Origin of the sequence: Planktothrix sp. FACHB-1365, from assembly GCF_014697575.1 — a bacterium.
Classification (GTDB): Bacteria; Cyanobacteriota; Cyanobacteriia; order Cyanobacteriales; family Microcoleaceae; genus Planktothrix.
This window is the reverse complement of record NZ_JACJSC010000024.1, coordinates 17714-38862: the sequence shown is the minus strand read 5'-3', so window position 1 is coordinate 38862 and position 21149 is coordinate 17714. Positions and strand designations below refer to the sequence as shown.

The following is a 21149-nucleotide window of genomic DNA, read 5'->3' as shown; positions in this document are numbered from 1 at the left end:
TATTTGGGATTGCTATAGCTGAAAGACAACGTTCAACTCCGTTTATTCCCGGAAAGTAAAAAGCTTAAGATAAGCGGGAATTTGACTCAAAAAATCACTATTTTTCCCAGGGTAAAGTATCAGCCGGACTCCCTAATAATCGCAAAATCGTATCGACATTATTTAACTCTCCTACGATACGACGGACAGGCTTTGGCCAAACTTTAACTAAGGTGGGAGTGGCAGAAATTTGATCCGCTTCTGCTAAGTCGGGATGTTTTAAAACATCAATCACTTTCAAAGTATAAGGATGACCAATAGAACGTTCTAACAATTGATGGAGAGTCTGGAGGGTTTTTTCCGTTACTAAACTATGACCGGACACAAATAACCGTAAAACATATCCTTTGGTTTCAGGAAATTCGGCTTCGGGAGATAAATCCAATTTAAAATTGGGAGAGGGGTATTCTGATAAATTTTCAGTTGTTGTAGAATCATGAGTCACATCATTTTTTTTCACCTGAACAATCAGATCATGATTTTCCCAAAGTTGAGGAAATTGCTGATAATAAGTGGCAATAATTAAAGGATTACAAAACTCTTCTGAACCCGTTGCGGGTTGCCAAACTATATCCCCCGTATCAAAAATCGTATTTAATAAAGTTTGGTATTGTAAAACCGGAGGATAAGCTTCCGCCGAAAGTTGGATTTGTTGGGTTTGGGGGTCAACCCATCGATCATAAGTTGCGGTATAACAAGGAATCAAAAAATGAGGGGGTTCTGGTAAACCTAAAAGTTCTTGCAAAGATGTGCAAAGATGAGAATGCCAGCGACGCTGTTTATTGGGGTCAATACAATAAACTAAATCTCCCCCCGGAGTAAATAAAGCGATCGCTTTAAATAAATGAGTCACCGTACATGGTTGAACTAAATTCAAAGCCTCATTCCATACCTAATATTAAAATTTAAAGCCTTAAACTGGTAAATCGTGATTCCTAGCCATTCAAAAGAATGGAGAGATCGAGAAATGGGATCACGATTCACCGATACTTTTACTTTAGGCGATGAAAGCAAGAGTAGGGCTGAAATTTTACATTTTTGTTAGAGTTAGACTCGTCCTCGTAACATTTGACTCATCTCGTTGGGGAAGGGGGAGACCTCTAAACAAATTTCTTCAGTAATTCGTCCTTCCTGATACAGATTGTAAAGAAATTTGTTCATGGTCGTCATGCCTTCATAGGTATCTTTGAGCATGATTTGGTTAATTTCTTCAAACTTGTCTTTAACGATGTATTCCTTGATCACATCCGTATTAATCAAAACATCATGAAAAGCCGCCCGTTTCCCATCAGTGGTTTTACACAATAATTGAGCAATAATCGCCACCAAAGATTCGGAAATCGAGACTTTAATTGAAGGTTGTTCCTCGGCGGTAAACATATCCAAAATCCGAGTCAAGGTTTTTACCGCACTATTGGTGTGTAACGTTCCTGATACTAAGTGACCCGTTTGTGCCGCTTTTAAGGCAATTTGCATCGTTTCCTTATCCCGAATTTCCCCTACGAGTAAGACATCGGGATCTTGACGCAATGCACCTTTAAGGGCATTAAAAAACTTCAACGTATGGCGTCCGACTTCTCGGTGTTTAATCAGGGATTTTTTACTTTCGTGAACAAATTCTACCGGGTCTTCAATTGTAATAATATTGTAGGCATAGTTACGGTTCATGTAATCAATCATCGCCGCCAGGGTCGTAGATTTACCTGAACCCGTTGGCCCCGTTACCAGAATTAACCCTTTGTGATAGTTACAGATTTTTTTAAATACCTCTGGCAACTTTAACTGTTCCAAGGTCAAAATCGAGGAACCAATTAACCGCAATACCAGTGAAGGGCCATTGAGGGCATCAAAGATACTAATCCGAATTCGCACAAACCCTAAATCCGCCGCCCCATCAAAGTCAAGATTTTCTTGAAATTGGTGAATTTCCTCATCGGTCAACACCTCCATCAACCAACTCATAAAGGTATTCAAGTCGGTGTTAGGCCACTCTAACGGGACAATATCTCCCCGTTTGCGAAAGCGCGGGGGTTCATTCACGCCTAAGTGAACGTCCGAAGCGCCCTCATCGTTAGCCCGTTTGACAATCTCGCGTAACGTGGGTTGTCCGGGGCTAGGGCCTTTGCTTCTCGGTGTTGCCATTACCGTTGGGGTTGTTGTCGTCATTTGAGTCGGTGTCGCAACAGCAGCACTTGCTACTCCAGCCCCAGGTGGGGGAGGTGCTTTCGGTGCAGGTGGACGTGGCGGAATCCCTGGCACTGGTGGACGAGGAACAGGTGGACGCTCTGATTGTGTCATCGGAAAAATGGGTAGAAACCCCTAACTTCTAGTTAGGCTTTACATTTCCCCTTCCGGGGAGGAGGGTATGGTATCCCTCCTAACTCCTATTTCTAGGGTAAAGTTAGCTTTGCCAAGGTTTTAAGAGCTTGTTAGGTTAGCAGCACTTCCTTAACCCGATAAAGATGTTTAACTACTAACGACAGAGCCAGGGACTAGCTACGCATCCACAGGGTGTCATGACTCAAAAAACTTAGTCAATTAAGACTTAGGCTGGTCAACTCTTACTGAAGGTGAGGCATTACTTCGCGTAGCCTGCGCTCCGCCCATACCCCCTTTACTTCAGTACGGGGTGCTGACATCCCGTGACCTTCAATAAAACAATTGACACTCTCACCGTTAATCAAGAGGGGATGTAACGGGAGATTCTTGAGCTAATCACCGCCCTTTGGAGTTGCCCCTACTTAGGTCTTACACGATTATGTCTGAACCGAGCCTACTAGAATATCAGGTGTTATCTAGTGCCCTTTTAATGGTTCACTCTCCAAGCGTTTTCGGTATTTCAACCGAGGTTTGGGTATGCCCTACCCTACCTGTCTTACGACAAAGCTCTTAACTTTTAATCATTCAGCAATGGTTACGCGCTGAAATCTGAAAATAGAATACTCTTAGTTTACCCCTTTGGGCATCCTTACAACAAGTTGGCTGTTGACGGTTGACAGTTGACCGATTACTGTTGACTATTAACTGTTGCCCACTAATTACTGATAACTGATAACTGATAACTGATAACTGATTAACATGAATTCAGTGGATTTAGCCTTTACCCCTGCTTTAGAACAAGCGCGATTAATTCGCACAAAAGTTTTATCTCCTTTAGAGTTAGTTAATTTTTATTTAGATCGAATTCAACGGTTAAATCCGCAGTTCGGTTGTTATTTTACAGTTATGGCAGAAACCGCTATAGAACTCGCCAAAACCCAAACAGAACACCTCGCCCAAATTGCCGATATTAACGAATTACCCCCCTTTTTTGGCGTTCCCATTTCGATTAAAGATTTAAACCCCGTTGCGGGAGTTGCCTGTACTTATGGTTCACGGGCTTTATTCGATAAAATAGCAACTTATGATGATGGAGTTGTTAGTCGAATTCGTCAAGCCGGATTTAATATATTGGGCAAAACGGCGACCTCAGAAGTCGGATCATTACCCTACACCGAACCCGATGGCTTTCCTCCCGCCCGTAACCCTTGGAATTTAGAGTATACCCCCGGAGGTTCCAGTGGGGGGGCTGCTGCTGCGGTGGCGGCGGGATTATCCCCCGTTGCTCATGGGTCAGATGGCGGAGGTTCCATTCGTGGCCCTGCTTTTTGTTGTGGTTTAGTCGGAATTAAACCCACGCGAGGGCGAGTGTCCCATGCTCCCGTCGGAGACTTTCAAAGTGGGATTTCCACCGATGGCCCATTGGCTCGTACCGTTGCGGATGCGGCGGCTTTATTAGATGTGATGTCAGGCTATATTTTAGGAGATCCCTATTGGTTGCCTGATCCCAATCCTTCGTTTTTGGCAGCAACACAACAGCCGCCCCAGTCTTTGAAAATTGCCGTAGCAACGTCTATTTTACCCGTTGGTCAAGCGTCTCCAGACTGTGAACAAGCGGTTCAAAATACTGTTAAACTTCTCGAAGAATTGGGTCATCAAATAGAACTCATTAACCCGGATTTTAGTGCAATTATTGAACCGTTTACTTTAGTTTGGAAATCGGGAGTCGCAGCCTCTGGAATTCCGTCAGAGTATTTAGGTTCGGTAAATCAATGGTTAAGGTCAACTCAAATAACGGCTGGACAATATTTGCAAGCGGTGTCTAAAATGCAGGTAGCTGGACGTGAAATTGTTGCCTCCTTAAGTCCCTTTGATGTTATTGTTTTACCCACCTATATGCACGGGACAATTCGGGTGGGAGAATATGCTCAACTTTCTCCTGAAGAAACGTTACAGCGTATTATTGAATGGATTGCCCCTTGTCCTGCATTTAATGTTAGTGGTCAACCCGCGATCGCCATTCCCACAGGTTTCACGTCAGCAGGTTTACCCCTTGGGGTGCAATTAGTAGGAAAACCCGCAACGGAAGCCACTTTAATCGCCTTAGCAGCACAACTAGAGGCGGTACAACCTTGGGAACACCATCGCCCCCCGATAGCAATGAGCTAATTCGATGTTAAACTTTTTGGATTGTTGAACCCAGACTTTTGATCATGCGTGAAATTCCGGTATCTGTTTTTTCTGTTTTTTCTAAACACCCGTGGAAAAAATTGTTCCTTTCCTTAAGTGTTTTAACGCCAACAATTGTTAGCAGTTTTTTCCTATTCCCCCTTTCGAGTCGTGCAGCAGAATCTGTTGTAATCAGACAAGGATTTATTTATGCTACGGTTTCGGTCAAAGACTTAAAAGAATTTGCAGAAACCGGAAAAGTTCCGTTAGGATTGTTGGGTTATTTTAGTTTCCTTACCCCTGAACAAAAGCAACAAGCTTTAGCCGCGTTAAATATTAAAATTAAAATTCAAGATGAAACCGTTGATGAAATTGTTAATAGTCAAGTGGGAACCCGGATTTTAACCGATATTGATACGATTATTTCTTCAGATCAATCCCAAGGCGGAACAGCAATTAAAGAAGCCATTTTATCTTCAGCTAAATCTCCTCAAGGATTATCTGTTATTAATTTTTTAGAAAATTATCCCCTCTCTACTATTGAGATTAATGTTCCTAAAGCATTTGAGGTTTTAAAACGCTTAAATCAAGGATTTTGGCAAACCCAAAGATTACTCTTAGAAGTCTTACCTAAATTTCCCACCGGAGAAGTTAAACCGCCAGCCATTACCTTTGATCCAACTCAACCCGGTGCCGGAAAGGTAGACATTACCCGCATAGAATTGCAGGATAAACAACGAAATCGTAATATCCCCGTTTATATTTATTCATCCTCCGCAGCAACACCCGATAAACCTTTAATTCTTTATTCTCATGGTCGGGGTTCTGATTATCAAGAATTACGCTATTTAATGGAACATTTAGCATCCTATGGCTATACTGTTATTGTGCCTGAACATCCCGGAAGTAATGCGACTTATGTTGATAAAAATTTATTTTTATCCCCCACAGAAATTATAGAACGTCCCCAAGATTTGATTTTTACGTTGAATGAATTAGAAAAATTGAATACTAATGATCCCAGATTTAAAGGTAAATTTAATACTAATAATACTTTGGTTTTTGGCTATTCTTTTGGAGGTGTAACGGCTTTAGCTTTAGCGGGAGGAGAGTTTCAAATTGATGAACTCAGAAAAAATTGTGATCAAAGTTTTATTACTTTTAGTTTAGGAAAAGCTACTCAATGTCTAGCAGCAGAACTGCCAAAAGATCGCTATCAATTTAGTGATCCTCGGATTAAACGAGCGATTTCTTTTGCTCCAACCGCTTCTGTAATCTTTGGAAAAACCGGATTAAATAAAGTTCAGGTTCCTACTTTAATTTTAACACAATCAGCCGATAAAGTCACTCCGGCTTTACCCGAACAAATTGCAATTTTTCCTCAAATTAAAACCGAAAAATTATTATTAGGGGTTTTAGGTGCCACCCATTTAAGTGTTCGAGATCCCAGAACCATTGCAGATCAAACTTGGATTCCCATTACTCCAATTTCAGGCGGTGAAGTGATTGGTGATGCTTCAAAAGATGTCCGTAATTATGCTAAAACAATTGCTTTAGCAACAGCCGCCCAACTGACACCCGATGCTGAAAAATATCAGGTATTTCTAACACCCGAATATTATCGCTCTATTTCAACTCAAGCTTTTCCCGTGCGTTTAATTACAGATATTCCCCCAGAAACCCAAGTTTTCATTGAAGAGTTATTGAAAACTCAAGATTAATAGTATACTTGAGGAATAATATAGAGTGATTGACAAAAACTCATCCAGAAAACCTAGACCGTAAAATTTTTTTCTTTCTGTTCCCTGTTCCCTATTCCCTGCTATACAATAAATTCCCATAAATATCGTTATCTAAAAATTGCTTATGACTCCTAAAAAAATTCTAGGCTGGGGTGCTGTTGCCTTAGTGGTTGTGTTTATTTCCTCTGGCGATACGTTTAAATTTTTGCCCAAACCCGCCAGAGAAGCGAGTAAAACCAGTCGTGAGTTTGTTGTCAGTTTATGGCCTAAATGGTTACGGCCTAAAGATACCAATGAACAACGAGAGAAAGAAGTAGAAAAAATTGAAAAAGGTCAGGGAGCGAAATAGAGTGCGGGGTGCGGGGTGCGGGGTGCAGGGTGCAGGGTGCAGGGTGCGGAGTACGGAGTGCGGGGTGCGGACAGAAAAGTCAGAAGTTAATGATGTCCTCTTTCTCTTCCTTCTCCCCCTGCTCCCCCTTGTCCCCCTGTCCCCTTATCCCCTTGTCCCCATCTCCCCCTGGTTTTAATCTTTCTTCATCCAGCTAAACATAGCGCGTAAGTCTTTACCGACTTCTTCGATGGGATGTTCGGCTTCTTGACGACGCATGGCGGTAAAACCGGGTTTTCCGGCTTGATTTTCTAACACAAAGTCTCTAGCAAATTGACCCGACTGAATTTCGCTGAGGATTTTTCGCATTTCCGCGCGAGTTTCATCGGTAATAATTCGAGGGCCACGAGTATAATCTCCATATTCAGCCGTGTTAGAAATGCTATCGCGCATTTTAGCCAAACCGCCTTCCACGACTAAATCCACGATTAATTTAACTTCGTGTAAACATTCAAAATAAGCTAATTCAGGCTGATAACCTGCTTCGACTAAGGTTTCAAATCCGGCTTTAATTAAAGCACTTAAACCCCCACATAAAACGGCCTGTTCACCAAATAAGTCGGTTTCAGTTTCTTCGCGGAATGTCGTTTCTAAAATCCCACCCCGTGTGCTACCAATGCCTCTAGCATAGGCCATTGCTCGGTCACGGGCTTGTCCAGACGCATTTTGATAGACGGCAAATAAAGCAGGAACCCCTTGACCTTGTTCATAGGTGCGGCGCACTAAATGTCCGGGGCCTTTGGGTGCTATCATCACCACATCCACATTAGCGGGAGGAACCACTTGACCAAAGTGAATATTAAAGCCATGAGCAAAGGCGAGGGTTTTGCCTTCGGTTAAATAAGGTTCAATTTCAGTTTTATAAACGGTTTTTTGAACTTCATCAGGAAGCAAAATCATAATGAAGTCAGCAGCCTTAGCCGCATCTTCAACGCTATGCACGGCTAAACCTGCATCTTTGGCTTTGATGGCTGACTTACTACCGGGATATAACCCGACAATTACATTCAGACCACTTTCTTTTAAATTCAGTGCATGGGCATGACCTTGGGAGCCATAACCAATAATTGCAATAGTTTTCCCTGCCAAAATATCTAAATTGGCATCTGCATCGTAATACATCCGAGCCATCTGGCTTCTCCTTCGCCGCTTGTGGGGTAATTATCCAAAACTTTGATCATATCACAGGCTGGTATGATGTTACCGTTCATGTCGTCCTAGAGAAGAAATCTTTTAATTATGCTGGAGTATATAACCCTCCCTAATCAAGTTTTACCTCCCGTTGCGCCTTATTCCCATGCGGTGCGTGCTGGGGATTTTTTGTTTGTCACGGGACAACTCGCTGAAAATCCAGAAACTGGGGAAGTGATTAAGGGAACCATTGAGCAACAAACTCAGCAAGTGATGGAAAACTTAAAATTAGTCCTAAATCATGCAAAAACCAGTTTTAATCGAGTTGTAATGGCTCGAATTTTTGTGACGGATTTTCGACATTATGAAAAGGTCAATCAGGTTTATGCTGCTTATTTTGAAGTGGAACGTTTACCTTGTCGAACTACCGTTGGTGTTATGGGACTAGCTGGTTTGGGAGATGTTGAGATTGATTTAATTGTCTATTGTGGAGCCTGAACTATTAACAATCCTTGATTGTATCAATTCATAAAATTATGTAAATATATGTATAGCAAACTTGATAATCTGTAATTCTTTCCAGGGTTAAAACACTTGTTATAATGAGTTTGTTGCAAGGTTGTGTGCAGTTTAAGTTAGACAAACTCTTATTAAGTCTTATTTCAGCTTGCCTTTTTTCTTTAAGAAAGAGGATTAGATGATGAATACTAGAAGGTAAGCCCTCTATCCCAGGGTAGAGAAAAGCGATCTAGGACTCAATACTAGAGGTGAGGATGTCAGTAACTCATGGCTAAAGCCACTGAGCTTGTAAGAGCAATTGAAGCAAGCTGTACTGACCAGCCTAAGACTGTAAAGGTCTACGTTTTTGGAGTCACGACGCCCTAGAATGCGTAGCTAGTTCCAGGCTCTGTCACTTGTAATTAAACAGTTCTAAAGTCACTCTTTGCAGTATTACAAGTCTCAAAAGCTCTTAAAACATTGGCCTTCGCGCAGCGTGTGCGAAGCACGTAGCTAACTTTACCCCAGAAATGGGAGTGCTATGGGTACAGGAATGGTTGATTGGGGAATGGTAATTGTCCCATTTTTAAGTGCAATACAAAGGTACACCTGATTGAGTATTCCCAAGGCGGTAGCAAATTTAATATTTCACGGGGAATATATTCCCCTGAGTCTATTTTCCTCTGCTGGTCTGAAGCACGCTAAGAGTGAAAACCTTGTCTCCGTGAAAACGGGGAGGGGGACGCGCCTGTTTCCAATCTCCTATGAGGTTTTTATGAAACAACCTTCACAGTTAACTCGGCTGATTTGGGATTTTTATCGGGAAAATCAACAGGAGCTAGATCAACTTCAACTCCTGGCAAATTGTAGAGTATTTCGACGGTGGGGAGTTTTACATATCCAATGCTTGACCCAGGAAATCGGTGAAGCCCTCACACAGGTTTATAGTTTAATTCGAGAACCCGTTTCTCAAATGCGACTAGCCCCAAAAATTAAAATATCCGTAAAAAACATAACAGTTGCTGTTTTTTATGTTAAATCTGATCAAATTATGGCTTAAACGACTCAGGATGTTAGTGTTTTTAACACCCTTACAGAAGTTTAGGATCAAGCCGTTCCCTGCGATTTCCCCTAAAGAAATGCAGGGAACTTGCTGAAAAATACCCAGGAATTAACAGATTATTAACTCAAATCTGAAAGGATGAATCCTCCCAATAGGGTTATTAATTCGTTAATCACAGTTGTATTTATCCTCAACTGCTGAAATTAAAGTTAATAACCGGATGTCAGGATATTAATTTTGAGAGAAATTACGGATTTCAATCCTAATGTTTGAAAGATGGATGGGTTACTGTACATCTGAAAAAAGATTAGTCAATCATCCTCACCTAAACAATAAAACTATGAAATCGTCCAAGACTCAGCGTAAAAAGCAAGTAAAACAAGCTCTCGAAAAAACGCCAACTCCTAAATATGTTGATCACTATATTACCCTGGCTAATCTGGCCTATTATTTACAATTGAACGAACAATATTAGGGAAGCGGATCTTAAAGTCAAGAATTGTCTTGAAATCTGGAAAAACGGGGTTGGAGGAACTGACAAAGAGCCAGATCACCTTTACAATTGGGGGTCTACAATCAATCAATGCACTGAGTATGGTTAGCTTAACACCGAATCCGAGTTTTAGTGTCACAATTCGTCTGGAACTGCCCAACCGCGCTGGAATGTTAGCCAGTGTTGCCCAAGCGATCGCAACCGTTGGCGGAAATTTAGGCCAAATTGACTTAATTGAGCAAACCCTACAAAAAACAATTCGGGAAATTAGTGTTGATGCTTCGAGTGGCGAACACGCAGAACAAATTGTCCAAGCGGTAAAAGCATTACCTGAGTTAAAAGTTTTAGCGGTTTATGACCGAACCTTTAATCTACATCGGGCGGGAAAAATTAGTATTCAGAGTAAAATTCCCCTCAAATCTCAATCGGATTTAGCAATGGCCTATACCCCCGGAGTGGGTCGAATTTGTAAAGCGATCGCTGAAGACCCTCAACAAGTTTACAGCCTCACGATTAAACAAAATACTGTTGCCATTGTTACCGATGGTAGTGCGGTTTTAGGGTTAGGAAATTTGGGGCCAGCCGGAGCTTTACCCGTCATGGAAGGGAAAGCCATGTTATTTAAAGAGTTTGCGGATATTGATGCCTTTCCGATTTGTTTAGACACTCAGGATACAGACAAAATTATCGAAACTGTTAAATATATTGCGCCTGTTTTTGGGGGGATTAATTTAGAAGATATTGCTGCACCTCGATGCTTTGAAATTGAAGCCAAATTACGGCAATCTTTAGATATTCCAATTTTCCATGATGATCAACATGGTACGGCAATTGTCAGTTTAGCCGCGCTGATTAATTCCCTCAAATTAGTCAAAAAATCAATGGATGAAATTCACCTGGTTTTAAACGGAGCGGGTGCTGCGGGAATAGCAATGGCGCGGTTATTTAAAAAAGCCGGAGTTCGTTATATTACCCTGTGTGATTCTAAAGGCATTATTTCCCATGATCGACCAGATATTAACGCCCAAAAACGGGAATTTGCTGTTGATTTATCAGGAACATTAGCAGATGCGATGAAAGATGCAGATGTGTTTATGGGAGTGAGTGCTCCGGGAGTTGTAACCCCGGAAATGGTACGTTCTATGGCAAAAGATCCAATTGTTTTTGCCATGGCGAACCCTATTCCTGAAATTCAACCTGAATTAATTACGGATGATGTGGCGGTGATGGCAACAGGACGCAGTGATTATCCTAATCAAATTAATAATGTTTTAGCATTTCCGGGAATTTTCCGGGGTGCTTTAGATTGTGGGGCAAAAAGTTTAACGATTTCTATGTATTTAGAAGCAGCATCGGCGATCGCGTCTTTAGTGTCTCCTAGTGATTTAGATCGCGAACATATTGTTCCTTCCGTCTTTGATAAACGGGTGGCTACCGTCGTTGCTGGGGCTGTTGCCCACACCGCCCGTCAAGAAGGATTAGCCCGCCATTAACTCTAGGTTTACTTCTATTTGCGATAGAAACCTTGTCTGATGTCTTCCCCAATCCTTATCCTGTAAGGAGAGGGGAAAAAGATATGTTTTTATTTTATAGCAATTTGTTATCAACTCTTGAAAACAAGGATCAGAACGAATCGCCTCAAAATCCGAAGTGAAACCCAACTCTTAATTGTAAATAAGCGGATCAAAAAACAGTTAATTTACCTGAACTTGAATTTAATGCTTTCAAAATCGAGTAGGATAGATGTGGAACGGACAGCAAAACATGATGTTGTAGGGTATAGCTGGGGTGTGTCCAAAGCTAAGTCTTAACTTTGATCAACTGATAGTGGATTCAGCTTACCTGCGATTGATTGTTGTCCGCACCATTTCAACTCTCTACAAATTTTGAGCAAGTGCACGCATGAGAATCTTAGTCACAGGTGGCGCGGGTTTTATTGGTTCACATTTGATTGATCGCTTAATGGAACAAGGTCATGAAGTGATTTGCCTGGATAACTTCTTCACGGGGACAAAACGAAATATCCTCAAGTGGATGGATAATCCCTATTTTGAACTAATCCGTCATGATATTACTGAACCCATTCGCTTAGAAGCCGATCAAATTTACCATTTAGCTTGTCCCGCCTCTCCGGTTCACTACCAATACAACCCGGTTAAAACCATCAAAACAAATGTATTGGGAACCCTGAATATGTTAGGGTTAGCCAAACGAATTAAAGCTAGATTTTTTTTAGCCTCAACCTCAGAAGTTTATGGTGATCCTGATGTTCATCCCCAAACGGAAGACTATCGGGGAAATGTGAATTGTATTGGGATTCGATCCTGTTACGATCCAGAAACGGAAATTTTAACCGAGCAAGGTTGGGTTCAGTTCCCCAACTTGCAACCCGGTGTCAAAGTTGCCACCCTCAACGAAAACCATCAAATTGAATATCACGTTCCTGATGAATATATTGTTCAACCCTACATTGGGGAAATGTTGCGGTTTGCTAACAGTAAATTTGATCTTTGTGTCACCCCCAACCACTGGATGTATGTTCGGGGTAAAACCGGAAAATTAAAATCAATTCAAGCGGGTGAGGACAAACACTGGCATTCTTGGCGAGTGGTTACGGGTGCAGAATTTGACGCCTTAGACCAAGAAGAATTTGATTTAGACCCAGCACCACCTCATGCGAAAGTGCGGGCTGAAAAAGTCAAAATGGATGACTGGTTAGAATTCCTGGGTTATTACATTTCTGAAGGTTGTGTTCATGTCCGGCGACGGGTGCGTGCGGTGGGGGGTGCTGATTATGATGTGGCGGACTATAACATCTTAATTGCTCAAGAAAACCCCGAAGGACGAGCTAAAATTGCCAACTGTCTCCAACGCTTACCTTGGAAATTTTTTGATTCTGATCACCATCAATTTCGGATTTGTAGTCAACAATTAGCAGAGATTTTATTACCTTTGGGTAAATCCGGTGATAAATATATTCCCCGTGAGTTTTTGCAATTGTCTCGACGTCAATCCTTAATTCTTTTCAACGCCTTAATTTTAGGAGATGGAAGTCAACGGGGTAATTGTTATACCTACTACAGTAAATCTAAACAATTGGCTGACGATGTACAAGAATTAGCCCTGCGTTGTGGATATGCTGCTTCTGTTGTTTCTCATGCTATCGGACGTGACCTCTATCGCGTCAATATCCGTCCCGCCATTGATGCCAATTTAGTTGAACCCGAACGGTTTCACTATGTCGGGAAAGTGTATTGTGTGAATGTGAAAAATCATGTCGTTTGTGTGCGTCGTAATGGACGAGTTGCCTTTTGTGGTAACTGTTACGACGAAGGAAAGCGGGTTGCAGAAACCTTAGCCTTTGATTATCACCGTCAAAACGGGGTAGATATTCGCGTGGTGCGGATTTTCAATACCTATGGCCCGCGAATGTTAGAAAATGATGGCCGGGTGGTGAGTAATTTTATTGTTCAAGCCCTGCGAGGTGTTCCCTTAACGGTTTATGGTGATGGCTTGCAAACGCGAAGTTTCTGTTATGTGTCAGACTTAGTAGAGGGATTCATCCGCTTGATGAATAGCGATTATATTGGCCCGGTCAATATCGGAAATCCTGGGGAATATACGATTTTGGAATTAGCCCAAAAAATTCAGAATATGATTAACCCTGACGCTGAAATTCAATTCAAACCTCTACCGGAAGATGATCCCAAACAGCGACAACCTGATATTACTCGTGCTAAAACGTATTTGAATTGGGAACCAACAATCCCCCTGGATCAAGGATTAAAATTGACAGTAGAGGACTTTCAGGAACGCATCTGCAAAGGTTAAACAGAAGAGACAAGCAGTAGGAGAGAGCGGGGAAAGTACCGGGAGTAGGGCTAGAGGAGAAATCATTAACTCTCGACACCCGACACCCCAGACCTAAAACCTTAAACCCTACTGAACAGGCAAGATGCCTGTTCCACACTTCTTCTTGTTAGTATGTGGTCAAAAACTTGAGGATAGATTTATGCGAGTTTGTGTCATTGGAACGGGATATGTGGGTTTAGTAACGGGAGTTTGTTTAGCGGAGATCGGGCATGATGTGATTTGTATTGATAATAACGAAGAAAAAGTCAAATTAATGAAGTCGGGACAATCCCCAATTTATGAACCGGGATTACCTGAATTGATGAAATCCTGTATGGAATCAGGACGTCTGGATTTTTCTTCGGATTTAAGTGCAGGTGTTGAACACGGTGAAGTGTTATTTATTGCTGTGGGAACCCCGCCATTACCAACAGGTGAAAGTGATACCCGTTATGTCGAAGCTGTGGCGCGAGGCATTGGCTCTAACCTGACAAAAGGTTATAAAGTAATTGTCAATAAATCCACTGTACCCATTGGTTCTGGTGACTGGGTGCGAATGATTGTCTTAGATGGTGTGGGAGAACGACAAAAGGAAAAAGGGTTAGCGGGAACCCCCATTGAAGCTGAATTTGATGTCGTCAGTAACCCGGAATTTTTGCGGGAAGGTTCGGCTGTTTATGACACCTTTAATCCCGACCGGATTGTGTTAGGAAGCAATAGCAAAAAAGCACTGGAAGTGATGCAAGAATTATATCAACCTTTAGTGGTGCGAAAATATTCTGATCATCCTTCCTTACCGACCGTTCCGATTGTGTTAACCGATCTCAGTTCCGCAGAAATGATTAAATATGCAGCAAACTCGTTTTTAGCCACTAAAATTAGCTTTATTAACGAAATTGCTAATATTTGCGATCGCGTCGGAGCAGATGTTAAACAAGTAGCTCAAGGGATTGGCTTAGATTCCAGGATTGGCAATAAGTTTTTACAAGCTGGAATTGGTTGGGGGGGTTCCTGTTTCCCGAAAGATGTTTCGGCTTTAATTCATACGGCTGATGACTACAATTATGAAGCCCAATTGTTAAAAGCGGCGGTGGAAGTGAATAACCGTCAACGCACCATTGCCATTGACAAATTACAACAAGTCCTGAAAATTCTCAAAGGTAAAACCGTCGGATTATTAGGGTTAACTTTTAAACCGGATACGGATGATTTACGCGATGCTCCAGCTTTAAATATTATCCAAGAGTTGAACCGTTTAGGAGCAAAAGTTAAAGCTTATGATCCGATTATTTCCCAAAGTGGAATGCGTCATGGGTTAACGGGAGTGATTGTTGAAACCGATCCTGAACTGTTAGCCGATGGCTGTGATGCGTTGGTTTTAATTACAGACTGGACACAATTCCACACCCTCGACTATGCAAAAATGGCGAAAAAAATGCACTCAGCATTTATGATCGACGGACGTAATTTCTTAGATCGCAAACAATTAGAAGCCGCAGGGTTCCAATATGTCGGTATTGGGCATTAATCTGTAGGTTAATGTAACATTAGGGTGGGCATGGCTCACCCTATATTTTATAGTAGGTATGATAAAATGTCGGTATATAAATAGAAGTACCTACACTTTCCACAATCTTTCAAAGTGCAGGAGAGGTTATTCATTGATTTGGGTGATACCATCATGACTCAGAGACAACAAGTGCTGGATATCCGTTGCACTATGGGAGTCATCAGTGCCAAAGATATAGAAAAATGGGGAATTTCTCGTCAGTATGTGCAACGACTAGAACAACAGGGTTTGTTACTTCGTTCAGGGCGAGGTATTTATACCATAGTAGACGCAGACATCACAGAAAATCATAGTTTTGCAGAAGTTTCTAAGCGAGTACCTCATGGAGTAATCTGTTTGCTATCAGCACTGAGTTTTTATCAAATCACCACTCAAGCACCCTCTCAAATATGGCTGGCAATTGACCAAAAAGCACGTTCTCCAAAGGAGGATATGATTCCTTTGAGAATTATTTATATGTCAGGTATTGCCAAAGAATCAGGGATTGAAGAACATATTATTGAAGGAGTTCCTGTAAGAGTTTATAGTTTGGCAAAAACCATTGCTGACTGTTTCAAATTTCGGAATAAAATTGGACTCGATATTGCTCTTGAAGCTCTACGAGAATCTTGGCAGGAAAAGCGTTGTACAATTGATGAAATTTGGGATTATGCTAAAATTTGTCGCGTTCAAAATGTTATTCGTCCCTATCTGGAATTGCTTGTATCTTAAATCATGGGTCAAACCAATCAACCGAATATTTCTCAAAAGGTTAATCAACATTTATTAAAACTTGCTAAGGAGAGAAAAGAAGATCTTAATCGTCTGCGAATTCGTTATGTGAATGAAAGATTATTGTATCGTCTGAGTCAATCTCCTTACAATCTTTCTGAGGCTATTCAAGCCACTTTTACTCGCAGAAAAACGGCTATACCTTTTGATATCCCTTATTGTTTAACAATAGAGTTTTCTCAAGCAAAGCAACAATCTTGGATTGCTTTTTCAAAGGAAAAAGGAGAAAATACCTCGGAAAATTTTCAGGATATTATTTCGCGCCTCAAAGGATTTCTGGAGCCTGTTTATCAATCAATTATTGAGAATAAAACCTCTGATTATGTTTGGGATTTCACCGATTTTTCTTGGGGTAAAATTGAGGATTAAAATCCTCCATTATATCCAAGATTAGATCCCCCTGAATCCCCCTTAAAAAAGTTGACAAATTCTACCCCATCTTTAATTTGGCATTGAAAACGGATTACTCCACCGCTTCATTAATCGGGAATCGATCAATTAAATGGCGGGCACGAATGGCATTTTGTTTGAGAGATTCATTTAAATGAGGAACATGGGGGATTTGTGAAAGAAAATCTAACGTGCGCCGGAACATTCGCACAATGTCTCCTTCATCTAAACTGGTATTAGCGACTAACTCTAACCAATCGGTTTCTAAAGCCCATTGTTCAATTAAACCCGTTAAATCCCGTTCTAGCCAAATCGGTAACGCCACACGATAGCGTCGCTGCTGCTTAAATAACTCCTGACGAATACCCCGCAACCGTCCGAGAGCATTTTCCACATCATCAGATAAGTGATAGCGAGTCCAACTATCGGGACGATAAACCTCCGTAACCAACGCCGCACAAGCCGCCGCTAAATGATGGGGGTCAAGATCATCAAAAATCCCTGATTTTAAAGCTAACCCTAACCACAATTCATTATCACCGCGTAAAGCAGCCGTTGCTTGGCCTAAATCCGTCGGTTTTAACTCATCTAAGGCTTCACAATATTGCAAAATAGAAATTAAAGCTAAAAATTCTTGCCAATGACGAGCTAAATCTTCTTCTAATTCCGTGCGTCTTTCTTGAATAATTTCATCCAATTCCGCCCACCGTTGCCACCGTTTTAACAGTTTATTGGGTTTACCCCATTCATGAATCGGATGGGCATTTAATTCTAACTCTAATCGTTCCACTTGTTCTTGTTGGGTAATCACTTCTGGCGGAGGTTCAGGTAACATTAAATTGGGAATTTGTTGTACAATCGCCACCGTTAACTCATCCCCTTTGCGACATTGCCCTAATTTAAACGGAATATTAGGAATATCGATATAATCAACATTTAATCGTTGAGACTGGGGTTGTAAAATCACGATATCCGCCGAACTCACCACATACCAGCGATTATCCCGTCCTAAACACAGGAAATAGGGGGCTTGTCCCGAACTGGGGGTTTTTGCGACTAACACCGCCGGAATGGGGTCAGCTTCCAAACTCCGGGCGGTGGGGACGTGTTTTCCGCGTAACCCGACAATCGTTCCTAATGACGTTGAGTCCATCGCTAAAGCCATCTGGTGCATTCGACGGTCTTCAGCTTGGCGCTGTAATAACTTTAATAAACGGCGTTCTTCTCGCAAACGTTCATAAATTTTTTCAAAACTGGCTAAGGTTTCCTCCAAAATAGCCATATTTTGTTCGCCTCGAAAGCCAAATTGCGCTTCAATTAACGCTAATTCCGCTTGCATGATTTCGATTTCTCGTTGGGCGGGAATTAAATTAATCGTTGATAAATATTGTCCGAAACTCCGTTCAATTAATTCTTTTGCTTCTTCTAAAGTATGGCGTTGTAATAAATTCAAAACCATGCCATAACTAGGCGTAAATTGACTCACTAAGGGGTCAGGTTTAGACGTTGCTAAATAGGCGGCTTCTTTTGCCCCTTCAAAGGGGGTTTGTACGGTGACAACATACCCTTCAATATCCATTCCTCGTCGTCCAGCCCGTCCCGACATTTGCAAGAATTCCGAGGGTTTTAATAAGCGATGACCATCATCGGTTCGTTTCGACAAACTCGAAATCACCGTTGTTCTAGCAGGCATATTAATACCAGCCGCCAGGGTTTCTGTGGCAAACACCACTTTAATTAATCCTTGTTGAAATAACTCCTCAACTAACCCTTTCCAAGTGGGTAATAATCCTGCATGGTGGGCGGCAATACCTCGATATAATACTTCTAATTGTTCGGGACGAATACCTTCTGGACTAGCAGCAATAAAAGCATCAATGCGTTTTTTTAACAGGGCGGCTTCGGCTTCTGTAACTAAGGATAAATGACGCACTTCTGCTACAGAGCGATCGCATCCTTTGCGACTAAAGATAAAATAAATAGCAGGTAACATATCCCGTTCTTGTAAATGGGAGATCACTGCCGTTAAATTAGGAACATCATTGCGATGTTTACCTCGTTGGGGAGGGCCTTTACGTTCTTTGAGGCGAGGATTAATTTTTTTTAAAGAATTATCTAATAACGGAAATAGCCCTTTTGTATTGCAAAAATGATATTGCAAGGGTACAGGTCGAAAGTCAGAATAAATTAACTCTGTTGGGCCATGAACCCTAGAAATCCAGTCTGTTAATTGTTCACTATTAGCGACGGTTGCGGATAAAGCCACTAATTGAATTTCACGGGGACAATAAATAATTGACTCTTCCCAAACCGTCCCCCGTTGGCGATCATTCATATAATGGCATTCATCTAAAACCACCGCCTCCACCGCTTCCATTGAGGTTCCCACCTCCCCAATCGGTGTACCATAAAGCATATTGCGGAAGATCTCTGTTGTCATTACCACCACCGCCGCATCCCGGTTTACGGAAATATCCCCCGTCAGTAACCCGACGTTTTCTGGCCCTAGTAGATCTTTAAAGTCCCTATACTTCTGATTAGATAAAGCTTTTAGGGGTGTTGTGTAGAAGACCCGCCTATTACCCGCTAACGCCCGATGGATAGCATATTCCCCCACTAACGTTTTTCCCGACCCCGTTGGTGCACAGACGACAACGGATTTTCCTTCATTCAACGCAGCAATTGCGTTGTACTGAAAGTCATCCAGGGGAAACGGAAACAGCTTGTCGAGATCCAGTTGGGGATCGTTTTGGGTAGAGTAGGACACAAGAATCTAAATAAAGGCTAATCTTATTGTGCCTAAATTTTAGCTTGAATTGCAGGAGAGTTGAAGAAAACTCGATCAAAACAGAAATTTTGAGATAAAATTTCCCCATCTGTGAATCCTGATCAGCAGTTTCCCCTACTTCAGTCCTGGCTTTTCTGTCCCCTTACCCGTGAAGTTTTTAACACAATAAATAGGAATTAGGTATTTTTTTCTTTATAATTGCCTATTCCCTTCTTCATTTATATTATATCTGGATCATCAGCTTTATTTTGCCTAGTTCTATGATTCCCAATATTGTAACAATTCCTTTAATCCAGCTTGCATCGGGCGATCGCTTATTTCTCCAAGTTTATCAATTTAAAGGTGCTAAACCGGGAAAAAAAGCTTATTTACAGTCTAACTTACACGGAGCCGAAATTAGCGGAAATGCTGTTATTCATCATTTAATTGAATTTTTCACTTGTTTAGATCCAGAGCAATTAATAGGGGAAATTTGGTTAGTTCCCGTGTGTAATCCTTTGAGTGTCAATCAGCGATCGCATCACTTTTCCTCCGGTCGATATAATCCTTATGATGGCAAAGATTGGAATCGAATTTTCTGGGATTATGAAAAAACAGGAGAAAATATTGCTCAATTTGCCCAAGATTACCAAACCTTAGAACCTCACGAAATTCAATCTCAATATCGACAAAACATTTTAAATCAATTTCAGCAACTCTCGAAAAATATAAAAAGTTCGTTAGGCGTTCCTTACCGTGAATATTACCGTTATCAACTCCAAAGTTTATCTGTTGATGCCGATTACTTAATCGATTTACACAGTGGAACCAATTACGGATTAGACTATTTATATTGTTTTCATAGTCGAGAAGAAAGTGCTAAAGCCTTCCTCTTAGATTATGGCATCTTAATGAATGATTATGATGGCGATGCTTTTGATGAAGCTTTTATGAAACCTTGGTTAGCTTTAGAACGAGAATTAAAAAAATTAGGGAAAAATATTCAATTTGAGATTGAAGCTTGGACATTAGAACTCGGTTCTGGATTAACCCTAAATTCTGAATCTGTGGAAAAAGGAGTTAGAGGAATTAAAAATTATCTCGCTATAAAAGAACTTTTATTAATCGAAAATTTTCCTTTAACCTCTACTCAAAATCACACGATAAATCTTAGCCCCAAAAATCAACTGAAATATTATTATTCTATAACTGGGGGTATGATTAAATTTTATATTAAATTAGGAGAAATTATTCGTAAAAACCAGAAACTCTATGAAATTTTAATTTTTAATAAAACTGGAGAATTACCCCGAATTCAAGAAGTTTTTGCCGAGTCTGATGGACTAATCTTTGATCTCGCTAGAAATCATTCTGTTAATCAAGGGGAGTATATTTTAGGGATCATGCCAAGCTAAATCCGGTTTTTTTTGATAAACTAATCCCAGTAAAATCACTCAATACCCCATTAACATTGTGTTGGACGAATCAGCTAAAAAAACAATTCTGCGGAAAATTCCCCACGCCCTCTATATTTGTGGGGTGAAAGACGGGGATGATGTCAATGGTTTTACCGCCAGTTGGGTGACACAAGGCTCCTTTGAACCGCCTTTAGTGGTCAACTGCGTTAAAAACGATTCTAAATCCCACGCCATGATTAAGGCCAGTGGTGTCTTTTCCCTGAGCTTTTTGGCTGAAGGTCAAAAAGACATCGCCCAGAAATTCTTTAAACCCCAACATCGAGTCGGGAATAAATTCGAGGACGTGGAATTTTACATCGGAGAAACGGGTTGTCCCATTATTTCCGAAGCCTTGGGTTACGTTGAATGTCAAGTTGTCGGTGCGGTTGAACATGGCGACCATACCGTCTTCGTGGGAGAAGTCATCGCCGCAGGCGTTCACAAAGAAGCCGAAATTCTCAACCTCGCCAGTACAGGCTGGAATTACGGCGGATAGAAGA

The 21149-nt window shown here is 41.3% G+C and carries 16 protein-coding genes and 3 pseudogenes; 15 read left to right on the top strand and 4 right to left on the bottom strand.

From position 1 onward, the window contains the following. Positions 1 to 97: 97 nt before the first annotated feature. Positions 98 to 892 (bottom strand): circadian clock KaiB family protein, encoded by a 795-nt coding sequence (locus tag H6G57_RS21160; protein WP_309235999.1) that lies wholly within the window; start codon positions 890 to 892, stop codon positions 98 to 100. Positions 893 to 1086: 194 nt separating this feature from the next. Beyond that, positions 1087 to 2337 carry a type IV pilus twitching motility protein PilT gene (locus tag H6G57_RS21155; RefSeq protein ID WP_190522119.1) on the bottom strand — a complete coding sequence of 417 codons (1251 nt, stop codon included), beginning with the start codon at positions 2335 to 2337 and terminating at the stop codon, positions 1087 to 1089. A gap of 780 nt (positions 2338 to 3117) precedes the next feature. On the opposite strand from H6G57_RS21155, the gene H6G57_RS21150 reads away from it, so the two are divergent. The 3 genes from H6G57_RS21150 (at position 3118) to H6G57_RS21140 (ending at position 6618) form a co-directional block, all read left to right on the top strand. Next, entirely contained in the window at positions 3118 to 4527 is a 1410-nt protein-coding gene (locus tag H6G57_RS21150; RefSeq protein WP_190522117.1) for an amidase, read from the top strand. A gap of 44 nt (positions 4528 to 4571) precedes the next feature. Continuing rightward, a complete protein-coding gene (locus H6G57_RS21145; RefSeq protein ID WP_190522115.1) occupies positions 4572 to 6248 on the top strand; it encodes an alpha/beta hydrolase in 1677 nt (558 codons plus the stop codon). Between the two features lie 145 nt (positions 6249 to 6393). Continuing rightward, the gene (locus tag H6G57_RS21140) at positions 6394 to 6618 is read left to right on the top strand and encodes a hypothetical protein (RefSeq protein WP_190522113.1); all 225 of its coding nucleotides are present in this window, start codon (positions 6394 to 6396) and stop codon (positions 6616 to 6618) included. Between the two features lie 174 nt (positions 6619 to 6792). On the opposite strand, the gene ilvC is transcribed toward H6G57_RS21140, so the two are convergent. Beyond that, entirely contained in the window at positions 6793 to 7788 is a 996-nt protein-coding gene (gene ilvC, locus H6G57_RS21135; protein WP_190522112.1) for a ketol-acid reductoisomerase, read from the bottom strand. A gap of 108 nt (positions 7789 to 7896) precedes the next feature. Here ilvC and H6G57_RS21130 point away from each other — a divergent pair, with 108 nt between their 5' ends. The 10 genes and pseudogenes from H6G57_RS21130 (at position 7897) to H6G57_RS21100 (ending at position 16404) form a co-directional block, all read left to right on the top strand. Then, a complete protein-coding gene (locus H6G57_RS21130) occupies positions 7897 to 8286 on the top strand; it encodes a RidA family protein (RefSeq protein ID WP_190522110.1) in 390 nt (129 codons plus the stop codon). Positions 8287 to 9061: 775 nt separating this feature from the next. Continuing rightward, positions 9062 to 9346, top strand: coding sequence for a hypothetical protein (locus H6G57_RS21125; protein ID WP_190522108.1), 285 nt, complete (start codon positions 9062 to 9064; stop codon positions 9344 to 9346). Between the two features lie 343 nt (positions 9347 to 9689). Beyond that, positions 9690 to 9824: a hypothetical protein gene (locus H6G57_RS29470; RefSeq protein WP_255528397.1), complete on the top strand. Its 135-nt coding sequence runs from the start codon at positions 9690 to 9692 to the stop codon at positions 9822 to 9824. 119 nt (positions 9825 to 9943) lie between these two features. After that, positions 9944 to 11335 carry a malic enzyme-like NAD(P)-binding protein gene (locus tag H6G57_RS21120; RefSeq protein WP_190522106.1) on the top strand — a complete coding sequence of 464 codons (1392 nt, stop codon included), beginning with the start codon at positions 9944 to 9946 and terminating at the stop codon, positions 11333 to 11335. A 409-nt stretch (positions 11336 to 11744) separates the two neighbouring features. Beyond that, a pseudogene (locus H6G57_RS29135) lies at positions 11745 to 12176 on the top strand (GDP-mannose 4,6-dehydratase); the annotation flags it as partial. Between the two features lie 144 nt (positions 12177 to 12320). Then, positions 12321 to 13028: pseudogene (locus tag H6G57_RS29130) on the top strand (LAGLIDADG family homing endonuclease); the annotation flags it as partial. Between the two features lie 30 nt (positions 13029 to 13058). Next, positions 13059 to 13673: pseudogene (locus H6G57_RS29125) on the top strand (NAD-dependent epimerase/dehydratase family protein); the annotation flags it as partial. 181 nt (positions 13674 to 13854) lie between these two features. Further along, positions 13855 to 15222, top strand: coding sequence for a UDP-glucose/GDP-mannose dehydrogenase family protein (locus tag H6G57_RS21110; RefSeq protein WP_190522102.1), 1368 nt, complete (start codon positions 13855 to 13857; stop codon positions 15220 to 15222). A 153-nt stretch (positions 15223 to 15375) separates the two neighbouring features. After that, positions 15376 to 15975: a type IV toxin-antitoxin system AbiEi family antitoxin domain-containing protein gene (locus tag H6G57_RS21105; RefSeq protein ID WP_190522100.1), complete on the top strand. Its 600-nt coding sequence runs from the start codon at positions 15376 to 15378 to the stop codon at positions 15973 to 15975. A 3-nt stretch (positions 15976 to 15978) separates the two neighbouring features. Beyond that, on the top strand, positions 15979 to 16404 hold the full coding sequence (locus H6G57_RS21100; RefSeq protein ID WP_190522098.1) for a hypothetical protein: 426 nt from the start codon (positions 15979 to 15981) through the stop codon (positions 16402 to 16404). A gap of 94 nt (positions 16405 to 16498) precedes the next feature. Here the strand turns inward: H6G57_RS21100 and H6G57_RS21095 are convergent, their stop codons facing one another. Further along, positions 16499 to 19192 (bottom strand): RNA helicase, encoded by a 2694-nt coding sequence (locus H6G57_RS21095; RefSeq protein ID WP_190522096.1) that lies wholly within the window; start codon positions 19190 to 19192, stop codon positions 16499 to 16501. A gap of 281 nt (positions 19193 to 19473) precedes the next feature. On the opposite strand from H6G57_RS21095, the gene H6G57_RS21090 reads away from it, so the two are divergent. Together H6G57_RS21090 and H6G57_RS21085 are read left to right on the top strand one after the other, a co-directional pair. Beyond that, the gene (locus H6G57_RS21090) at positions 19474 to 20607 is read left to right on the top strand and encodes a succinylglutamate desuccinylase/aspartoacylase family protein (protein ID WP_190522094.1); all 1134 of its coding nucleotides are present in this window, start codon (positions 19474 to 19476) and stop codon (positions 20605 to 20607) included. Between the two features lie 58 nt (positions 20608 to 20665). After that, positions 20666 to 21145, top strand: a complete 480-nt coding sequence (locus H6G57_RS21085) for a flavin reductase family protein (protein ID WP_190522092.1) — start codon at positions 20666 to 20668, stop codon at positions 21143 to 21145. Positions 21146 to 21149 lie beyond the last annotated feature (4 nt).